Annotated in this window: 14 protein-coding genes and 6 tRNA genes; 1 reads left to right on the top strand and 19 read right to left on the bottom strand. The window is 61.0% G+C overall.

Going from position 1 to position 18,677, the window contains the following annotated elements:
• Window positions 1–124 precede the first annotated feature (124 nt).
• A complete protein-coding gene (locus ACP7EG_RS03835) occupies window positions 125–2,275 on the bottom strand; it encodes a TonB-dependent receptor (protein WP_426086479.1) in 2,151 nt (716 codons plus the stop codon).
• A gap of 381 nt (window positions 2,276–2,656) precedes the next feature.
• On the opposite strand from ACP7EG_RS03835, the gene ACP7EG_RS03830 reads away from it, so the two are divergent.
• Window positions 2,657–4,363 (top strand): methyl-accepting chemotaxis protein, encoded by a 1,707-nt coding sequence (locus tag ACP7EG_RS03830; protein ID WP_426086478.1) that lies wholly within the window; start codon window positions 2,657–2,659, stop codon window positions 4,361–4,363.
• 23 nt (window positions 4,364–4,386) lie between these two features.
• On the opposite strand, the gene ACP7EG_RS03825 is transcribed toward ACP7EG_RS03830, so the two are convergent.
• The 18 genes from ACP7EG_RS03825 to lepA form a co-directional block, all read right to left on the bottom strand.
• Complete coding sequence (locus tag ACP7EG_RS03825) at window positions 4,387–6,147, bottom strand: S41 family peptidase (protein WP_426086477.1); 1,761 nt, start codon at window positions 6,145–6,147, stop codon at window positions 4,387–4,389.
• A gap of 23 nt (window positions 6,148–6,170) precedes the next feature.
• Window positions 6,171–6,623, bottom strand: a complete 453-nt coding sequence (locus tag ACP7EG_RS03820; protein ID WP_426086476.1) for a hypothetical protein — start codon at window positions 6,621–6,623, stop codon at window positions 6,171–6,173.
• 33 nt (window positions 6,624–6,656) lie between these two features.
• On the bottom strand, window positions 6,657–8,144 hold the full coding sequence (locus tag ACP7EG_RS03815; RefSeq protein ID WP_426086475.1) for a SulP family inorganic anion transporter: 1,488 nt from the start codon (window positions 8,142–8,144) through the stop codon (window positions 6,657–6,659).
• A 257-nt stretch (window positions 8,145–8,401) separates the two neighbouring features.
• Window positions 8,402–8,475 (bottom strand) — tRNA-Cys (locus tag ACP7EG_RS03810).
• Between the two features lie 41 nt (window positions 8,476–8,516).
• Window positions 8,517–8,592: transfer RNA gene (locus ACP7EG_RS03805), tRNA-Gly, on the bottom strand.
• 89 nt (window positions 8,593–8,681) lie between these two features.
• Window positions 8,682–8,757, bottom strand: a tRNA-Gly gene (locus tag ACP7EG_RS03800).
• A gap of 56 nt (window positions 8,758–8,813) precedes the next feature.
• Window positions 8,814–8,889 (bottom strand) — tRNA-Gly (locus tag ACP7EG_RS03795).
• 70 nt (window positions 8,890–8,959) lie between these two features.
• Window positions 8,960–9,035: transfer RNA gene (locus ACP7EG_RS03790), tRNA-Gly, on the bottom strand.
• Between the two features lie 92 nt (window positions 9,036–9,127).
• Window positions 9,128–9,203: transfer RNA gene (locus ACP7EG_RS03785), tRNA-Gly, on the bottom strand.
• Between the two features lie 105 nt (window positions 9,204–9,308).
• Window positions 9,309–9,893 (bottom strand): CDP-diacylglycerol--glycerol-3-phosphate 3-phosphatidyltransferase, encoded by a 585-nt coding sequence (gene pgsA, locus ACP7EG_RS03780; protein ID WP_071076491.1) that lies wholly within the window; start codon window positions 9,891–9,893, stop codon window positions 9,309–9,311.
• A 116-nt stretch (window positions 9,894–10,009) separates the two neighbouring features.
• On the bottom strand, window positions 10,010–11,890 hold the full coding sequence (gene uvrC / locus ACP7EG_RS03775) for an excinuclease ABC subunit UvrC (RefSeq protein ID WP_426086474.1): 1,881 nt from the start codon (window positions 11,888–11,890) through the stop codon (window positions 10,010–10,012).
• 7 nt (window positions 11,891–11,897) lie between these two features.
• Window positions 11,898–12,299 (bottom strand): holo-ACP synthase, encoded by a 402-nt coding sequence (gene acpS, locus ACP7EG_RS03770; RefSeq protein ID WP_426086473.1) that lies wholly within the window; start codon window positions 12,297–12,299, stop codon window positions 11,898–11,900.
• A 16-nt stretch (window positions 12,300–12,315) separates the two neighbouring features.
• Window positions 12,316–13,077, bottom strand: coding sequence for a pyridoxine 5'-phosphate synthase (gene pdxJ, locus ACP7EG_RS03765; RefSeq protein ID WP_426086472.1), 762 nt, complete (start codon window positions 13,075–13,077; stop codon window positions 12,316–12,318).
• A gap of 42 nt (window positions 13,078–13,119) precedes the next feature.
• The gene (gene recO, locus ACP7EG_RS03760; RefSeq protein ID WP_426086471.1) at window positions 13,120–13,971 is read right to left on the bottom strand and encodes a DNA repair protein RecO; all 852 of its coding nucleotides are present in this window, start codon (window positions 13,969–13,971) and stop codon (window positions 13,120–13,122) included.
• Between the two features lie 28 nt (window positions 13,972–13,999).
• The gene (era, locus tag ACP7EG_RS03755) at window positions 14,000–14,902 is read right to left on the bottom strand and encodes a GTPase Era (protein ID WP_096236430.1); all 903 of its coding nucleotides are present in this window, start codon (window positions 14,900–14,902) and stop codon (window positions 14,000–14,002) included.
• A 1-nt stretch (window position 14,903) separates the two neighbouring features.
• Complete coding sequence (rnc, locus tag ACP7EG_RS03750) at window positions 14,904–15,719, bottom strand: ribonuclease III (protein WP_086140332.1); 816 nt, start codon at window positions 15,717–15,719, stop codon at window positions 14,904–14,906.
• Between the two features lie 74 nt (window positions 15,720–15,793).
• Window positions 15,794–16,711: a signal peptidase I gene (gene lepB, locus ACP7EG_RS03745; protein ID WP_071076486.1), complete on the bottom strand. Its 918-nt coding sequence runs from the start codon at window positions 16,709–16,711 to the stop codon at window positions 15,794–15,796.
• Between the two features lie 3 nt (window positions 16,712–16,714).
• Window positions 16,715–18,505, bottom strand: a complete 1,791-nt coding sequence (gene lepA, locus ACP7EG_RS03740) for a translation elongation factor 4 (protein ID WP_096236434.1) — start codon at window positions 18,503–18,505, stop codon at window positions 16,715–16,717.
• Window positions 18,506–18,677 lie beyond the last annotated feature (172 nt).

Genomic DNA, 18,677 nt, shown 5'->3' with positions numbered 1-18,677 from the left:
ATTATTTGAGCGGTACCGAATAGTTCCTCTAAACAATGGCAGCCCGCCCGGCCCAGCTCCCCCCATGAAAAAACCCGCTCGTGAGCGGGTTTTGGGGATGGGACCGAACTTACTACAAGCTGATTTACAGGCTGTAGCGCAAGGTCAGCGCCACGTTGCGCGGCGCGCCCGGCAAGCTCAGGTTCGGGCTGGAACCGTGGCCGGAAACGATGTAGCGCGTATCGCCGATATTGTTGACGTTCAGCTGCACTTCATAACGGCCCGTGCGGTACGCAGCCATGGCGTCGGCCGTCACGTAACCGGGCAAGACCACCGTGTTGCCCGGATTGGCGAAACGGCTGCCGACGGCATTCGCGCCGCCGCCCACGGTGAAGCCGTGGCCCAGGTCTTTCGTCAGCCACAGATTGGCCGTGTTGCGCGCAGTCAGGGTGGCGCGCTTGCCCTTGATGGCGACGGAACTGGCCGTCGTCGTGCCCGGCGCATTCACGCTCTTGTCGACGGCGATGGAATCGGTGATCGTGGCGTCCAGGTAAGCATAGCCGGCCATCATTTTCCAGCCATCGTGCAAATCCGCGTTGAAGGTCAGTTCCAGGCCGTCCGTGCGCTGCGTGCCGACGGGCACGATGCGGTTCGTGATCGGATCGCTGGTCTTGATGTTGTCGCGCTCCAGGCGGAACAGCGATACGGTGGCATTCGCGCGGCCGCCCCACAGGTCGTACTTGGCGCCCACTTCCGTGTTGCGCGTGGTTTCCGGCGCCAGGTCGGCGTTATTCGCGGCCAGGGCGAAGTTCTCGCCGCTGGGCTGGAAGGAGCGGCTCCACGAGGCGTAGTAGGACTGCGCCGCGCTGGGTTGCCAGACGAGGCCGGCGCGGGGGCTGTAGGCCGAATCCGTGCGTGACAAGTCTGCCGTCGTCACGCCAGCCGCATTGGCCAGGCGCGACTGCTGCTGGTAGCGGTCATAGCGCAAGCCGGCCAACGCCTTCCACTCGTCGCTGAAAGCGATGGCATCCTGCACGTAGGCGGCCGCCGTGTCGTAGGTACCGAAGGTATCGCTGCGCACGCCCAGCTTGCTGCGGTTGACCACAGGCAGGACGGGATTGAAGATCGAGACATTCGTCGCCACCACGGTCGAGGCCCAGCTGTTGGCATCCTTGTTTTGCTTGCCGAACTCGGCGCCGTACAGCACTTCATGGCGCAAGGTGCCCGTGACCAGCTTTTGCGTCAGTTCCGTCTGGTTAAACCAGCCGCTCTCGTCGCGGTTCAACTTGGCGTGACCGAGGCTCATCGTGCCTTTGACTTCGTTGACGTTGCCGGAAATATTCGTGTTATTGCGGTCCAGGTGGTAATCGTAGTAGCGGAAGGCATTACGCAATGACAAGCTATCGCTGAACTTGTGCGTCAGCGTGGCGGCCGTGGAGACCACACGCGACTGGCTGAAATCGGCATCGCGGGCGTTGGCGGCGCCATAATAGGTGCCCGCATCGACGGCGACGGGACGGCCGTGCCAGGACGGGATGCCGAAGTCCGTCAGGCGGCGGTCTTCCAGGTAGTCGCCCTGCAGCAGCAATTTGGTGGCGCCAGAGAGGCGGATGGCCACCGATGGCGCCAGCGCCGTGCGGTTGATGAATTGCTGCTCGCGGTAGCTGTCGGACACTTCGCGCGCGCCCGTGACACGCCAGTCCACCGTCTCGCCCACTCGGCCCACGTCGACTTCGCCGCGGCGCCCTTTTGTATTCGTCAGGCTCAGGGCCACGTCCGTGATATCGATACCCGGTTTTTTGGTGATGCGGTTGACCAGGCCGCCCGAGGAACCGCGACCGTACAGCACGGCAGCCGGCCCCTTGATCACTTCCAGCCGCTCCACATTCGACAGGTCGCGGAAATACAGCGCGTCATCGCGGAAGCCGTCGACAAACTGGTCGCCGATGGCCGTGAAGCCGCGGATGAACACCTGGTCGCGCTGGCCATCGCCGGTGGACAAGCCCACGCCGGGGATGTTCTTCATGATGTCCTGGATCGACATGGCGTTCTGGTCGCGGATGACGGCAGCCGGCACCACGTTGATCGTCTGCGGCACGTCGCGCAGGGCCATTTCCGTCTTGGTACCGCTGGCGGACGTGCCGGCGACATAGCCATCCTTGTCCTTCGACGCCGTCACCGTGACGGCGGGCAAGCTTTCCTGAGCCCAGGCCGCCAATGGCACGGCGCCGAAGGTCAAGGCGCCCAGTACGGCGAGCGTGATCGGTTTACATCCTGGCTTGCGCTGTTGCTGCATACAATTCCCTGGTCGATTATTTAATACGAATGATTATCATTAGTATTTTATCAGCCGGCGCGGCAAAAAGTAAGGCGAAATGTAAGTGATAGTACTTATGAACTAGGTACTTGATGTAAAAAAGCAACAATGAATTAATATCAATAAGTAATTAAAATTGCTTTGAAAAACTATTTCCGTGCGTCAATGCTATACTTGCGGTTGCTGGTCAGCGGCTCCCCACGCCGTCACACCCCTTGCTTTACCTCCAACGCCGTGCACAGCGCGGCGCGCCGCAATGCAATCACGCGGCACCCGAAGACCCCGATCCCCTGCGCCTTGCGGCGCCTGTCCGCCCCTGCTGGCGGCGGCGATCATGACTATTAAATTGTTAGGACTTACATGAAAAACCTGAACATCGGCAGCCGCCTTGGCGTCGGCTTTGCTGTCGTATTGCTGTTGCTTGCCGCCTTGACCATCACCGCCCTGGTGCGCATGCAAACGGCCAGCGACCTGACCTACCGCCTCATCAATACCAGCATCAAGAACCAGCGCATGGTGGCCGAATGGTCGAAGATCATTGAATTGAACAGCGTGCGCGGCGTGGCCTCGTTTGAAATCACCGATCCTGTCGTGCGCGCCAAGATCGAGGCAGACTTGAAAGTCGATGCGGACCGCTCCAGCAAGCTGCAGGACGACATCATCGCCTCGCTGCTCAACCCTGCCGTGATCGAGCAGTTCAAGGTCGTGCGCAAGGTGCGCACCGACTATGTGACGACGCGCGCACGCGCCTTCAAGATGAAGGCCGACGGCGACGTGGCAGGCGCCAAGGAAGTGTTCGAGAAGGAAGTCGCGCCGATCACCGTGGCTTACCTGGCCGAAGTGAAGCGTTTTTCCGGCATGCAGATCAAGGCCGCCGACGGCGTCGGCGCCAGCATCATCGAAGCCTACAGCAGCACCCGCATCTTCCTCATCACCATGGGCGTGCTGGCCGTGCTGATGGGCATCGGTTTCGCCTGGTGGATCACGCGTTCGATCACCGGCCCCATCCGCGATGCCGTGAAAGTGGCGGAAACCGTGGCAGCAGGCGACCTGAGCAGCGTCATCACGGTGCAAGGCCGCGATGAAACGGGCCAGCTGATGCATGCACTGAAAACCATGAACGACAGCCTGGTGGGCATCGTCGGCCAGGTGCGCAGCGGCACCGACACCATCGCCACGGCGTCCGCAGAAATTGCCGCCGGCAACCAGGACCTGTCGTCGCGCACGGAACAGCAAGCCAGCTCGCTGGAAGAAACCGCGTCGTCGATGGAAGAATTGACCAGCACCGTGAAGCAGAATGCGGACAATGCGCGCCAGGCAAATAAACTGGCCGGCGACGCCGCCGGCATCGCCAGCCGCGGCGGCGCCGTGGTGGCCGAAGTGGTTGCCACCATGGGCGAGATCAATACCTCGTCGAAGAAAATCGTCGACATCATTTCCGTCATCGACGGCATCGCCTTCCAGACCAACATCCTGGCCCTGAACGCGGCCGTGGAAGCGGCACGCGCCGGCGAACAGGGTCGCGGCTTTGCCGTGGTGGCAACAGAAGTGCGCAACCTGGCGCAGCGCTCGGCAGCGGCGGCGAAAGAAATCAAGGGCTTGATCGACGACTCCGTACAAAAGGTCGACGTGGGCACGGATCTGGTCGACAAGGCCGGCAAGACGATGGAAGAAATCGTGCAAAGCATCGGCTTCGTCACCTCCATCATGAGCGAGATCAGCAACGCCAGCGAAGAGCAGAGCGCGGGCATCGAGCAAGTCAACCAGGCCATTTCCGAAATGGACCAGGTGACGCAGCAAAATGCAGCCCTGGTGGAAGAAGCCTCGGCCGCAGCCGAAGCGATGCAGGAGCAGGCGAGCGAACTGGCGCAGGTGGTCAGCGTCTTCCGCCTGGACGCGAATGCGGCGGCGACCGACCGTTTCAGCATGAAAGCGGCGCAGCGCAGCGCGCCGGCCGCGCCTGCCGCATCCGTCCGCAAGGCCTCGGCCCCTGCCCTGCGCCTGCCCGTGACGCGCAAGAGCAGCAAGGCGCCGGCGCCGGTCGAAGGCGAGTGGGAAGAGTTTTAAGTCCGCAGCAACAGCAAGAACAGCTATTGCCGGCGTATCTCGGCAATAGCCGCCTCCAGCACCTCGTCGCGCCCGGCCCGTATGCCGGCAAGCGTAGGCCTGACCTCGATATCGGGGATGATGCCCACGCGCTGCGTGGGGCGCCGATCCGGATAAAACACGCCGATGCCGCTGATCAGGGTGCTCAAGCCGCCCGGCAGCGCAAACGGCGAGATATTCCCATCCGCGCCAGCCGTGGTGCTGCCGATCACCTTCGCGCGCGGCGCCACGCGCAAGGCCATGGCCGTGTATTCGGCCTGGCTCTGGCTGACTTCATCGACCAGCAGCATGACCTTGCCCGCATAGCGCAGCGCTTGCGGGTACAAGGCTATGGCATTGGTCCAATGGAAGGCGCCGGGGTTGCCAAGGTCGCCCTTGGTAAAGCGGGCAAACTCCGTAGGCCGGTCGACCAGGTAAGACCCCAGGGCAAAGACGACAAACTCGCGCGGGTAGTTGCGTATATCGATAATCAGGCCGCGGCTACCCGCCGCCGCTGCCATATGCGCCGCCACGTCAGCCCGCTTGAGGCTCGACAGCTTGAGGTAGGCGATATCGTCGCCCAGGCGCTGGAACGTTTCCCCGTCCCTGTCATGCGTATCTTGCCCCGCTTGCCGCCCGGCTGGCACGCGCTGCGCCGTCAAATCCACGTCCCCCTGCTCGCGGCGTACCTGCAGCCGGGTTTCACCGCAAGCGCCAGTGGTCAGCTTGCCCGCCATGTCGCGCAGCCGCGCCGCTTCATTCGATGCCGCATAGTAGGGCCGCCAGGCGGCGACCAGTTGCGCCACCGGCACGCCATCGACGCTGGCGATGACATCGCCGACCTGCAAGCGCGTCGCCGCTTCGGCTTCGGCCTCACGGTAGCCCACCACCACGGCGCTATTGCCGATGAAGCGGAGCTTGACTGGCAGCCGGCATTGTCCCACGGGCGGACGCACGTGCAGCGAACTCCACAGATTAGTGTGGGAATCGTTCAGGCGCGCGATCACGGCCATCATTTCCAGCTGATAGCTGGCGCGGTCCCTGGCCAGCGCGATGCGCGGCAGCGACTGGCGCAGGACCTCATCCCAGTTTTCGCCTGCCGTAGCGCGGTAGGGCGACCAGTATTCGATGATATTCCAGAAGCGAAACAAGGCCAGCAACTGAAAGCCGGCATCGGGCAGCGCAATATTCTCGTAGGCGATCTCATGCTCAAAGACGGGATTGCCCACCTGCTCGTGCAAGCGCAGATAAAACTGGCTGGCCGACGCCGGCCGGCGCAGATAAATGTGCCGCAGATCGGCGCGCAGGCCGGCGCCCAGCAAGCTCGCATCGTCCAGCCATTGCAGTGCGGGACGCAGATGCAGCTCGCCCTGCGCCGGGACGGCACAAGGGTCGCAGTCGGCAAGTGTCCCCAGACCGGCGATCCATTCCCGCAGCACGGCATCGCCCGCCGCCCTGTCAGGTGCGGCCAGCATGCGGGGCATGACACGCAAGAGTTCGTAGTCCCATTGCCGTCCGCCTGCAGTGATCAAGGGGTGATGGTATTTCAGGAACCCCCATACCTTACCGAGCACGACGAGATTATCGACTTGCGCCGGCGTCACGGTATCGAGCGCGATACGCGAGCCGGCGTCGAATGCGTGATCGGTGTCAAACGCGGTGTGGCCGCCGTCCTGCGCAAAAGCCAGGGGTGCCGTACCGACGAGCAGAAAGGCAATGGCTGGCATGCACCAGCGCGCCAGTCTCAGGCGGGGTATCCATTTCATCGAGCATCCTTATCAACAGTAATTCAGCTCAGGCGGGCTTGCGCATCCGCAACCAGGGTTGCCAGCTCGCGCGGCACGGATTGCCCCAGAAATTCCAGCGCCAGTTGTTCCGGATCGATGGCGGCATCCGACGGCAAGCCATGCTCGAAGCCGCCCACCATGATGCGGCAGAAATGCGGCGATTCCTCCCGCGTTTCCACATACCAGCAGCCCGCATGGCCCTGCACGAAGTACTCGCCGATAAAATAGCCGAGCATGGTCTTCACCCACTGCCAGCTCTCGTCGCGGATGACGATGGTGCGCATGGCCGCATCGATGTACGGCAGATATTCAGCCGCGTTGGTCAACACTTCGTGCGCCGGCTGGATGCCCAGGCGCTCGACAAAGTTCACCAGCGAGGCACCCAGCGCGTCATAGTAGGCATCGAAACCCGCCTGGCTTTGTTGCAGCAATTGCTCTTGTTCGTTCGACAGCATTCACACTCCACAGACATTCAACAATTCCCTATTTTACGCCACGCTCACATCGACTCCGGCCCGCTGCAGCAAGGCCTCATTGCGGGCGGATAACTGCGTCACCTGGAGGTGCTTGCCGGCCTTGTCGTAGCGCTCATACAGCGCCTCGATGGCAGCGATGGCCGAGTGATCGGCCATGTGCAGGTGCCGGCAATCGAGGATGACGCGGGCCGGGTCCGACGCCAACTGGAACAGCTCCTGGAAATGCGTGGCCGAGGCGAAAAACAGGGTGCCGTGCGGCAGGTACACGCGCATGCCAGGGCTGCTGTCATCGATGTCGGCACGCATGTCGCGTGCATGTTGCCAGGCAAAATTCAAGGCGGCGATGACGATGCCGCACAGCACGGCTGTCGCCAGGTCCGTGAACACCGTGATGACCGTCACGGCGACGATCACTAGCGCATCCTGCGGCGGCACCTTGCCCAGCACGCGCAAGGAACCCCAGGCAAACGTCTGCTGCGCCACCACGAACATCACGCCCACCAGGGCGGCCAGCGGGATGCGCTCGATCAGAGGCGAGAGGAACAGGATGAACAATAAAATCATCACGCCGGCCGTCACGCCCGACAGGCGCGAACGGCCGCCGGAACTCAAATTGATCATGGTCTGCCCGATCATGGCGCAGCCGCCCATGCCGCCAAACAGGCCCGACACGACATTCGAGGCACCGAGGGCGATGCATTCGCGGTTGGGCTGGCCCCGCGTTTCAGTCATCTCATCGGTGAGATTGAAAGTGAGCAAGGTTTCCAGCAAGCCCACCATGGCCATCAGCGCCGCATACGGAAAAATGATGTGCAAGGTCGCCATGTCCAGCGGCACGGTGGGCCAATGCAGGGCCGGCAAGCCGCCGGCGATGTGCGCGAGGTCGCCCAGGGTGCGCGTGGGCAAGTGCAGGAAATGGCTGAGCACGCCCACGCCCAGGATGGCCACCAACGCGGGCGGCACGGCCTTCGTGATGCGCGGCAGCACGTAGACGATGGCCATGGTCATTGCCACCAGCGCACCCATGACGTACAAGGGCGTGCCTTGCAGCCAGGTTTCGCCGTGCGGCGTGGCCTGGCGAAAGTGTTCCAGTTGCGCCATGGCGATGACGATGGCCAGACCATTCACAAAGCCCAGCATCACCGGGTATGGCACCATGCGGATCAGCTTACCCAGACGCAAGATGCCGAACAGCGCCATCAGGATGCCACTCAGCACCACGGTGGCCAGCAGATACTGCACGCCATGCTGGGCCACCAGCGCCACGATGACGACGGCCATGGAACCGGCGGCGCCGGAAATCATGCCGGGGCGCCCGCCAAAGATGGCCGTCAGCGCGCAAATGATGAAGGCGCCATACAGGCCCATCAGGGGATTCAATTGCGCCACCAGGGCGAAGGCAATGCATTCGGGCACCAGGGCGAATGAGGTGGTCAGGCCAGCCAGGATGTTTTTTGGTACGTTCAAGTACCACTCATCCCGAAAAGTTGTGTTGATCATTGATGCGTATCCAAAGTCGGAACAGGAAAATGCCGGCCTGATGGACAATAATCAGGCGCAGCCATGCCAGCGGGCGTCACAAAAAAGCTGCGCTGAGGTTGAACGGAGCAGGAAAGTCGTCAGTGACTACATGGGGTTGGCGGAATGGGGGAAGTTTCATCAAGGCGCCAGGCGGCGCGGCTGAGCTTGCTGGCATTATACAAGATGCACAGCGGGCAAAAAAATAGCCCACTCGAAAGTGGGCTATTTTTTTCATCTGGAGGCGAGGACGGGAATCGAACCCGTCTAAACGGCTTTGCAGGCCGCTGCATAACCTCTTTGCTACCTCGCCAGAGGAACTGCTTGAGTGGCCTTCCGGCACACCTTGAAAACTGGAGCGGGAGAAGAGTCTCGAACTCTCGACCTCAACCTTGGCAAGGTTGCGCTCTACCAACTGAGCTACTCCCGCATTGGAGCTTGTTTACCGCATAATCACGCCGCATGACTGCTTTGCGGCGGATAAAAAAAGGAAGCCAGCTTAGCTTCCCTTTAGAATTCTGGAGCGGGAGAAGAGTCTCGAACTCTCGACCTCAACCTTGGCAAGGTTGCGCTCTACCAACTGAGCTACTCCCGCATTGGAGTTTCTATTTTCTGCTACTGCCATCTTGCTGTACTGCCTCCAGCTTGCGCTGGAGCGGGAGAAGAGGCTCGAACTCTCGACCTCAACCTTGGCAAGGTTGCGCTCTACCAACTGAGCTACTCCCGCTTTGCAACATCATTCTACTTCTTTTTACTGCGCCATTACTACCTTCGAGCACTGCTGAACCAGCATACACTGGAGCGGGAGAAGAGGCTCGAACTCTCGACCTCAACCTTGGCAAGGTTGCGCTCTACCAACTGAGCTACTCCCGCAGTGGACAACATTGTATCAGAAGCTCTATCACATCGCCAGTACTACTTTTTGCTGCATTCGCTGTTTTTACCTATGACACGATCCAGAAAACTGGAGCGGGAGAAGAGGCTCGAACTCTCGACCTCAACCTTGGCAAGGTTGCGCTCTACCAACTGAGCTACTCCCGCGTCATCAACAACAGGCCAGCATTGTAAAGGATTTACAGGGGCTGTCAACGGGCAATATCTGGTGTTTTGCAAAATATTCCGTATAAAGCAGCCACCTGCTTATTCTTAGTGCAGATTTCCCGCTTTTTCCTTAATGAGCGGCCATGCCAGACGCAGGTAATAGAACATCGACCACACCGTCAGCACGCTGGCGATCCACAACAGGCGCTCACCCCACACATGCGTGTCGATCGCACCAAAGATCACTTCGTGGTACAGCAGCAAGGGAATGGCCGTCATCTGCGCGGCCGTCTTGATCTTGCCGATCGAGCTGACGGCCACCGATTTCGATGCGCCGATCTGCGCCATCCATTCGCGCAAGGCGGAAATGGTGATTTCGCGGCCGATGATGATGAAGGCCAGCACGGCATTGACACGGTCCAGCTGCACCAGCACCAGCAAGGCGCCCGCCACCATCAGCTTGTCGGCCACGGGGTCGAGGAAGGCACCGAAGGCCGACGTCTGGTTCCAGCGCCGCGCGAGAAAGCCATCGAACCAGTCGGTGACGGCGGCAACAATGAATACCAGGGTGGCAACCAGGTTCTGGTCGCCATGCAGCAGCATCGACGGCGGCAGGTAAAACACGCCGACGACGAGCGGGATCAGGGCCACGCGCAGCCAGGTCAAGAGAATGGGAATATTAAAAGGCATAAGGAAGCAATCGGCCGACGGGTAAATTGAACATGAAGAAAGCGCCACTAGTCTACATGGCCCCAGGGTATTAGCCTAGTCCGCTTGCCGCAGCACCGGACCAGGCCATCCGGTCATTAGTGCAACTGCTTGTAAATCTCTTCTGCAAGTTGAGTCGAAATCCCCTCCACCGACATCAGATCCTCGACGCTGGCATCGACCACGCCACGCAAACCGCCAAAGCGCGACAGCAGTTTCTGCCGGCGCTTGGCGCCGATGCCTTCTATCTCTTCCAGGCGCGAGGTCTGGCGCGTCTTGGCGCGCTTGGCGCGCATGCCGGTAATGGCGAAGCGGTGCGCCTCGTCGCGGATCTGCGCGATCAGCATCAGCGCCGCCGATTCCTTGCCCAGTTCCTGCGCCGCGCGGCCATCGACGAACAGCAGGGTTTCCAGGCCCACCTTGCGCCCTTCTCCCTTGGCCACGCCGACAATCAAGCTGATATCGAGTCCCAGCTCGGCAAACACCTGGCGCGCCATTTCGATCTGTCCCTTGCCGCCATCGATCAGCACCACGTCGGGCATCACGCCGTCGCCATTCGCCACTTTTTCGTAGCGGCGCATCAGGACCTGGCGCATGGCCGCGTAATCGTCGCCGGGCGTGATGTCGTTGATGTTGTAGCGCCGGTATTCGCCGTTCTGCATGGCGTGGTGGTGGAATACCACGCACGAGGCCTGCGTCGCTTCGCCCTGCGTGTGACTGATGTCGAAACACTCGACGCGCAGGCTGTCGAGGTCTTCCGTTTCCAGGCGCAGCGCCTCGGCCAGCGCGCGCGTGCGCGACTGCTGTGAACCCTGCTCCGACAGCAAACGCGCCAGCGAAATCTCGGCGCCCTTTTGCGCCATCTCCAGCCACTGGCGGCGCTGTCCCTGCGGCTGGAAGATCAGGTTGATGCGGTGGCCGCACTGTTCCATCAGCGCCACCATCAGGGCCGGCTGGTCGAATTCGATATTCAGGATCAGGGTGCCGGGGATGAATTTTTCCGTGTAATGCTGGGCCAGGAAGGCGGCCAGCACTTCCACCTCGATCGGTTCTTCGGCAATCGCCGCCGCATCGCTGAGCTGACTGGGGAAATAGGCGCGGTCGCCCAGGTGGCGCCCGCCGCGCACCATGGCCAGGTTGACGCAGGCGCGCCCGCCCTGCACCAGCACGGCGAGGATGTCGACATCGGCGTCGCCCGTCGTTTCCATGCTTTGCTGGTGCAGCACGCGCGACAGCGAGGCGATCTGGTTGCGCACCACCACCGCCTGCTCGAACTTCAGCTCGGAGGCAAACGCGTGCATCTTCTTTTCCAGGTCGGCCATCACTTCGCTCTGGCGCCCACGCAGGAAGCGCGCCGCGTTTTCCACGTCGTTTTTATAGTCTTCCTTGCTGATCAGGTCCACGCACGGCGCGCTGCAGCGGCCGATCTGGTGCAGCAGGCAGGGCCGCGTGCGGTTGGCGTAGACGCTGTCCTCGCAGGTGCGGATGAGAAACACCTTCTGCAGGATCTGCATCGACTCCTTGACGGCCCAGGAACTGGGGAACGGCCCGAAATACTGATTTTTCTTGTCCACCGCGCCCCGGTAATACACCATGCGCGGCGCATTGCCATTGGTGATTTTCAGATACGGATACGACTTGTCGTCGCGAAACAGGATGTTGTAGCGCGGCTGCAGCGCCTTGATCAGGTTGTTTTCCAGGATCAGCGCTTCCGCCTCGCTGTGCGTGACGGTCGTTTCCAGGCGCGCGATGCGCTCGACCATCATGGCGATGCGGGGGCTGGCCAGGTTTTTCTGGAAATAGCTGGAAACGCGCTTTTTCAGGTCGCGCGCCTTGCCAACATACAACACCTTGTCGGTGGCGTCGAAATAGCGATACACGCCGGGCAAATTCGGCAGCTTGGCGACGGTGGCCAGCACCTGTGCGCGCGGGTCGGGTGGCGTTTCCGCCACGGAAGATTCTGGGCTTGCTTCGGTCATTGCTGGCTCATTCTTGCGCTGCTTGCTCGACGATCACGAACGCGACCGCGTACTCTTCTTCATCGCTGATGGTCACTTGCGCGCTCAGCCGGTTTTTCTCCATGAAGTCGGCCAGCACGCCGCTGCAGACGATCATCGGCTTGCCGCTGGGATGATTCAGCATCTGCGCGGCAGGCCAGGTCATCGGCATGCGCAAGCCCAGGCCGATGGCCTTGGAAAACGCCTCCTTGGCCGCAAAGCGGGTGGCCAGGAAGCGCACGCCGCGTACGGCGTTTTTCGCACTGCGGGCACGGAATTTCTCCAGCTCCTGCGGCCCCAGTATTTTCTGCGCGAAACGCTCGCCATGGCGCGCCAATGCCGCCTCGATGCGGGGAATCTTGCAGATATCGGTGCCGATGCCGTAGATCATGGGCTTGTCCTATTCCTTATGCTTTGTTACCCAGACGCGCAGCCACCATGATGGCCTTCATTTCGCGCACGGCGTTTTCCCAGCCGACGAACACGGCATGCGCGACGATGGCGTGGCCAATGTTCAGTTCAGTAATATCCGGAATGGCTGCAATCGCTTGCACATTGGTGTAATGCAGGCCGTGGCCCGCATTGACCTTCAAGCCGCGGCCCACGCCGAACAGCACGCCCGCCTTGATGCGTTCCAGCTCGGCCAACTGCTCGGCGCCTGCAGTATCGGCGTAGCGGCCCGTGTGCAGCTCGATCACGGGCGCACCGAGTTCGGCAGCGGCGGCGATCTGTTGCTCGTCGGCATCGATGAACAGGCTCACGCGGATGCCTTCGCCCTGCAATTGCTTGACGGCAGCCTGCACTTCCTTGAAGTAGCGCACCACGTCCAGGCCCCCTTCGGTCGTCACTTCCGTGCGTTTTTCTGGCACCAGGCAGACGTCGGCTGGCTTGATGCGGCAGGCGAAGTCAATCATTTCCTGCGTCACGGCCGCTTCCAGGTTCATGCGCGTGAGCAATTGCGGCGCGATGGCGATCACGTCCGCATCCTTGATGTGGCGGCGGTCTTCGCGCAAATGCAGGGTGATGGCGTCGGCGCCCGCCTGCTCGGCCAGCAGGGCCGCGCGGATCGGGTCCGGATAGGCGGTGCCGCGCGCATTGCGCAAGGTGGCCACGTGGTCGATATTGACGCCCAGGTCGATGACGGGGCCGGAAGGCTGCAAAAAGCTCATAGTGATGGTATCCGTAAAGTGCTGTTGTGCGGCAAACCGCCGCTACAGCTGCATTAAATCGATCAGTATCTGGCGCGTGTTCAAGGTGGCGCCCCCCAGTTGATGGGCTAGCAAAAAGCGCATCAGCAGCTTGCTTTGCGCCTGCGTGGCCACATCGAGATAATCTTCGCGCTCCATGTCGAGCAGGGTCTTGCCCGTGATCTTCGGCCAGGCATCGCTGGCGCGCGCCGGGCGCGGTCCCCGTTCCGGGTCGACCACGTACACCTGCCCCGCCTCGACGGCCTGGCGCGTGCCCGTGCAGCGCGTCAGGTCGGCCGCCACGCCCGTTTCCTTGAGCAGCGCGCGCTCGAACTTGCGCAGCACGATAGGTGGCGGCTCATTGTGCGCCAGCTGATTCAAGGTAGCAACGTAGTGGTCGAACAGGACAGGATGCGGATCGTCGCGCGCCAGCAGTTTCACCAGCAATTCGTTCAGATAAAAGCCGCACAGCAGCGCCGTCTTTTCCAGCGGCAACATGCCGCCCACCCATTCGGCGCCCGTCAAGATGCGCAGCTCGGATTTGCCCGTCCAGCCCGCCTGCAGCGGTTGAAACGTCTGCAGTACGCCGCGCAACTGCGAATGGGGCCGCTTGGCGCCCTTGGCGACGAGCGCGATGCGGCCGTATTCGCGTGTAAACACGTCGACGATGAGGCTGGTTTCTTTATGCGGATAGCTGTGCAGCACGAAGGCGGGCTGGCCCGTGATGCGGCCGTCGCGCGTGGGCGGGCGGCTGCGCCTTGGGGGCGGTGCGGAAGGTGCGGCCGGCGGCGCGATGGCCACCGGCGCGGGAACAGGTGCAGATGCAGCAGATGCAGCTGGCGCGATGTCAGGCTGCGCTGGCGTGGTGGTGCTCATGCGTGTAGCGTCGCCCTCGGGTTGCGGATTACTCGTAGCCGTAGGCGCGCAAGCCCGCCTCGTTGTCGGCCCAGCCCGATTTGACCTTGATCCAGATTTCCAGGTACACGGGGCCGCCAAACAGTTTTTCCATATCCAGGCGGGCCTGGGTGGAGACTTCCTTCAGGCGCGCGCCCTTGTTGCCGATGACCATGGACTTGTGCGTATCGCGCTCGACCAGGATGGCGGCGAACACGCGGCGCAGATCGCCTTCCTGCTCGAATTTCTCGATCAGCACGGTGCTCGTGTACGGCAGTTCGTCACCCACGAAGCGGAAGAGTTTTTCGCGCACGATTTCCGAGGCGAGGAATTTTTCGCTGCGGTCCGTGATGTCGTCCGGGCCAAAGATGGGCTGGTTTTCCGGCAAGAAGCGCTTGATCTCGTTCTGCAAGCCTTCCAGCTGAAAATGCAGCTTGGCGGAGACGGGCACGATGGCAGCAAAGTCGCGCATGGCGGCGATCTTTTGCGCGAACGGCAGCAATACAGCTTTATCCTTGACGCGGTCGGATTTGTTGATGACCAAGATGCATGGCACTTCCTTCGGCAGCAGGTCCATCACTTGCTGGTCGGCCGGGCCGAAGGTGCCCGCCTCGATCACGTACAGGATGACGTCCGAGGAAATCAGCGTGTTGGTGACGGTCTTGTTCAGCGTCTTGTTCAGCGCGTTCGAGTGGCGCGTCTGGAAGCCAGGCGTGTCGACGTAGATGAATTGCGCGTCCGGCACCGTCTGGATACCCGTGATGCGGTGGCGCGTGGTTTGCGCCTTGCGCGAAGTGATGCTGACCTTCGCGCCGATCAGCACGTTCATCAGGGTCGATTTGCCCACGTTGGGGCGGCCCACGATGGCGATATAGCCACAGCGGAAGTTGTCGGGCATTTTGGTGGCTGTCATGCTAGTGTCGATTCTGTTTAGTGTGAGCGGCGATCGCCGGGGCAGCAGGAGCTTGCGCGTCGTCGCTCTGGATGGTGGCAATGCCGGCCAGCTTGAGCTGGGCGGCGCGCGGTTTGGGCTTGCGGCTTGCGGCAGGCGATTTCAACAGCGCCTGCTCGGCCACGTCCAGCGCCAGTTTGGCGGCGGCTTGCTCACCGGCGCGGCGGCTTCCGCCACGGCCGTAGACCTGGATATTCAATTTCGGCACCAGGCATTCGATCTCGAATTCCTGGCTGTGGGCAGCGCCGTGGGTGGCCACCACGTTGTACTGTGGCAGCGAAATTTTCTTGCTTTGCAAAAACTCCTGCAGCAGGGTCTTGGCATCCTTGCCCAGGGTTTGGGGATCGACCGAGTCGAGGATGGGAATGTAGAAGGCGCGGATCACCGTGCTGGCCGCATCGAAGCCCGTATCGAGGAAAATCGCGCCCAGCAAGGCTTCCAGGGTATCGGCGAGGATCGAAGGACGGCGGAAACCGCCCGATTTGAGCTCGCCTTCACCCAGGCGCAGGAATTGCGACAATTCCAGCTTTTGCGCGATTTCATACAGCGACTGCTGTTTCACCAAATTCGCACGCAGGCGCGACAAATCGCCCTCGTCGATGGTCTTGAAGCGTTCGTACAGGATGGAAGCGACCACGCAGTTGAGAATGGAGTCGCCGAGGAATTCCAGCCGCTCATTATGCAAACTGCTGTGGCTACGATGCGTCAAGGCTTGCTGCAACAGGCCAGCATCCTGGAACGTATAGCCTAAACGGGTTTGCAATAGCTGAAGATTCATTGTTGTTTCTGTATCATCTGAGTAATTCGGCTGGCCGCCGCGCGGGGAATCGGCGCGGCAGCCATAGGGGCGGCCTAGTGGATGCCGCCCACGCGTTTCGGGTTGCTGAAGTTCATCCACACCAGGAAAGCCTTGCCGACGATATTCTCGTTCGGCACGAAGCCCCAGTAGCGGCTGTCCGCGCTATTGTCGCGGTTATCGCCCATCATGAAGTAATTGCCTTGTGGCACCACACACGTAAAACCGTCTTCGTTGTAGTTGCACGCATCCTTGTGCGGGAAATCCTTCACTTCGCGCAAGTTCAACGTGGGAGCAGGCTCGTCGTTGAGGATGCGGTGGCTCACGCCCGTCAGATTTTCTTCCAGCTGCTTGTGGTAGACAGTGCTTTCATCGTCCAGGTAGTCGTCCAGCGGGGTGTACTGCACTTCCTTGCCGTTGACCGTCAAGCGCTTGTTTTCATAGGTGATTTTATCACCGGGTACGCCGATCACGCGCTTGATGTAGTCTTGCGACATATCTTTCGGGTACTTGAACACCATCACGTCGCCGCGCTGCGGATCGTTGACTTCAATGATGCGCTTGTTGACGATCGGCAAACGAATGCCATAGGTGAACTTGTTGACCAGGATAAGGTCGCCCACCAGCAAGGTCGGCACCATCGAGCTCGACGGGATCTTGAATGGCTCGTACAGGAACGAGCGCAGGCAGAACACCAGGGCGATGACGGGGAAGAAACTACCCGAATACTCGACCCAGGTCGGCTGGCGCAACAGCGCCGCCTCGATGGTCGCGCGGCTGCCGCCCGCATCGGACTTGATGCCCTCGGCGGCCAGCTTGGACTGGCGCGCGTCGAACTCGGCCAGGGCAAGGTCGGCCGCCTTGCGGCGCTGCTTGGACAGATAAAATACATCCAGGCACCAGACCAGGCCCGTCAACACCATCAGCACGAACAGGATTAAAGCGAAGTTTCCTAAAATCACTTGCAGGTTCATTGATCAACCATCCACTTGTAAAATTGCCAGGAATGCCTCTTGCGGGATCTCCACGGAACCCACTTGCTTCATGCGTTTCTTACCCGCTTTTTGTTTTTCCAGCAATTTTTTCTTGCGGCTGATGTCGCCGCCATAGCACTTGGCCAGCACGTTTTTGCGCAAGGCTTTGACGTTCTCGCGCGAAATGATGTTGGCGCCGATGGTCGCCTGGATGGCCACGTCGAACATCTGGCGCGGGATCAGTTCGCGCATCTTGGCGGCCACCTGGCGGCCACGGTACTGGCTGTTCGAACGGTGCACGATGATGGCCAGCGCATCGACTTTTTCGCTGTTGATCAGCATGTCGACCTTGACCACGTCGGCCGCGCGGTATTCCTTGAACTCGTAATCCATCGAGGCATAGCCGCGCGACGTCGATTTCAGGCGGTCGAAGAAGTCCAGCACGATCTCGGCCATCGGCATTTCGTAGACCAGCTTGACCTGGCGGCCGTGGTAGCTCATATCCATCTGGATGCCGCGCTTGCCGATACACAGGGTAATCACGGAACCCACGTATTCTTGCGGCATGTACAGATTGACCGTGACGATAGGCTCGCGCACTTCCTCGATGCGCGACGGATCGGGCATCTTCGATGGATTGTCGACGTTGATCAAGGTGCCGTCACGCTGGATCACTTCGTACACCACGGTTGGCGCCGTGGTGATCAGGTCCATGTCGAATTCGCGCTCGAGGCGTTCCTGCACGATTTCCATGTGCAGCAAGCCCAGGAAGCCGCAGCGGAAGCCGAAGCCCAGCGCCTGCGACACTTCCGGCTCGTACATCAGGGCCGCGTCGTTCAGTTTCAGCTTTTCCAGCGAATCGCGCAGCGCGTCGTACTGGTTCGCTTCCACAGGGAACAGACCGGCGAACACTTGCGGCTGCACTTCCTTGAAGCCGGGCAATGGCGCAGCGGCAGGACGGCTGACCAGAGTGACGGTATCGCCCACTTTCGCCGCTTTCAATTCCTTGATGCCGGCGATGATGAAGCCCACCTGGCCTGCCGACAATTGCGGCAGCGATTGCGAACGGGGCGAGAACACGCCGATGTCTTCCACCAGTTGCACCGAATCGGTGGCCATCAGGCGGATCTTGTCTTTCGGTTTCAGGGTGCCGTTGACCACGCGCACCAGCATCACCACGCCCACATAGGCGTCATACCAGGAGTCGACGATCAGCGCCTGCAGTGGCGCATCGGGGTCGCCCTTCGGTGGCGGCACCTTGACGATCAGTTGCTCGAGCACGTCCAGCACGCCGAAGCCCGTCTTGGCCGAGCAATGCACGGCGTCGGCCGCGTCGATGCCGATCACGTCTTCGATCTCGGCAATGGCGTTCGGTGGGTCTGCGTTCGGCAAGTCGATCTTGTTCAGGACGGGCACCACTTCCACGCCCAGGTCCAGCGCCGTGTAGCAGTTGGCGACCGTTTGCGCTTCCACGCCTTGCGACGCGTCAACCACCAGCAGCGCGCCTTCGCAGGCGGACAGCGAGCGCGACACTTCATAGCTGAAGTCGACGTGGCCTGGCGTATCGATCAGATTCAGGTTGTAGATCTGGCCATTGCGCGCCTTGTAGTGCAGGGCCGCCGTTTGCGCCTTGATGGTAATGCCGCGCTCGCGCTCCAGATCCATCGAATCGAGCACCTGCGCCTCCATCTCGCGGTCGGACAAGCCGCCGCACAATTGAATGATGCGGTCAGCCAGGGTCGATTTACCGTGGTCAATATGGGCGATGATGGAGAAGTTGCGTATGTTATTCATTAACTAATATATGTGCGAGTGACAACACTGCTTTAACAGGAATCAAGGGGATCATGTCCGGGCCAAACAGGGCCAAAACCAGGCGCCCCACTCATGATGAAAAAAGCGCTCCGAGCAGGACATCTGCATGCCCAGGCGAGCGCTTTTGAAGCGACAGAAGCTGCTGCCTCGG

Source organism: Janthinobacterium sp. PSPC1-1 (assembly GCF_049897625.1).
GTDB classification, from domain to species: Bacteria; Pseudomonadota; Gammaproteobacteria; order Burkholderiales; family Burkholderiaceae_D; genus Janthinobacterium; species Janthinobacterium tructae.
The sequence above is the reverse complement of the archived record's forward strand: the minus strand, read 5'-3'. Positions and strand labels throughout refer to the sequence as shown.

Bases quoted from the DNA above. Each gene is read 5' to 3' on its own strand.
- ACP7EG_RS03835 (WP_426086479.1), bottom strand. From the start codon at position 2,275: ATGCAGCAACAGCGCAAGCCAGGATGTAAACCGATCACGCTCGCCGTA.
- ACP7EG_RS03830 (WP_426086478.1), top strand. From the start codon at position 2,657: ATGAAAAACCTGAACATCGGCAGCCGCCTTGGCGTCGGCTTTGCTGTC.
- ACP7EG_RS03825 (WP_426086477.1), bottom strand. From the start codon at position 6,147: ATGAAATGGATACCCCGCCTGAGACTGGCGCGCTGGTGCATGCCAGCC.
- ACP7EG_RS03820 (WP_426086476.1), bottom strand. From the start codon at position 6,623: ATGCTGTCGAACGAACAAGAGCAATTGCTGCAACAAAGCCAGGCGGGT.
- ACP7EG_RS03815 (WP_426086475.1), bottom strand. From the start codon at position 8,144: ATGATCAACACAACTTTTCGGGATGAGTGGTACTTGAACGTACCAAAA.
- pgsA (WP_071076491.1), bottom strand. From the start codon at position 9,893: ATGCCTTTTAATATTCCCATTCTCTTGACCTGGCTGCGCGTGGCCCTG.
- uvrC (WP_426086474.1), bottom strand. From the start codon at position 11,890: ATGACCGAAGCAAGCCCAGAATCTTCCGTGGCGGAAACGCCACCCGAC.
- acpS (WP_426086473.1), bottom strand. From the start codon at position 12,299: ATGATCTACGGCATCGGCACCGATATCTGCAAGATTCCCCGCATCGAG.
- pdxJ (WP_426086472.1), bottom strand. From the start codon at position 13,077: ATGAGCTTTTTGCAGCCTTCCGGCCCCGTCATCGACCTGGGCGTCAAT.
- recO (WP_426086471.1), bottom strand. From the start codon at position 13,971: ATGAGCACCACCACGCCAGCGCAGCCTGACATCGCGCCAGCTGCATCT.
- era (WP_096236430.1), bottom strand. From the start codon at position 14,902: ATGACAGCCACCAAAATGCCCGACAACTTCCGCTGTGGCTATATCGCC.
- rnc (WP_086140332.1), bottom strand. From the start codon at position 15,719: ATGAATCTTCAGCTATTGCAAACCCGTTTAGGCTATACGTTCCAGGAT.
- lepB (WP_071076486.1), bottom strand. From the start codon at position 16,711: ATGAACCTGCAAGTGATTTTAGGAAACTTCGCTTTAATCCTGTTCGTG.
- lepA (WP_096236434.1), bottom strand. From the start codon at position 18,505: ATGAATAACATACGCAACTTCTCCATCATCGCCCATATTGACCACGGT.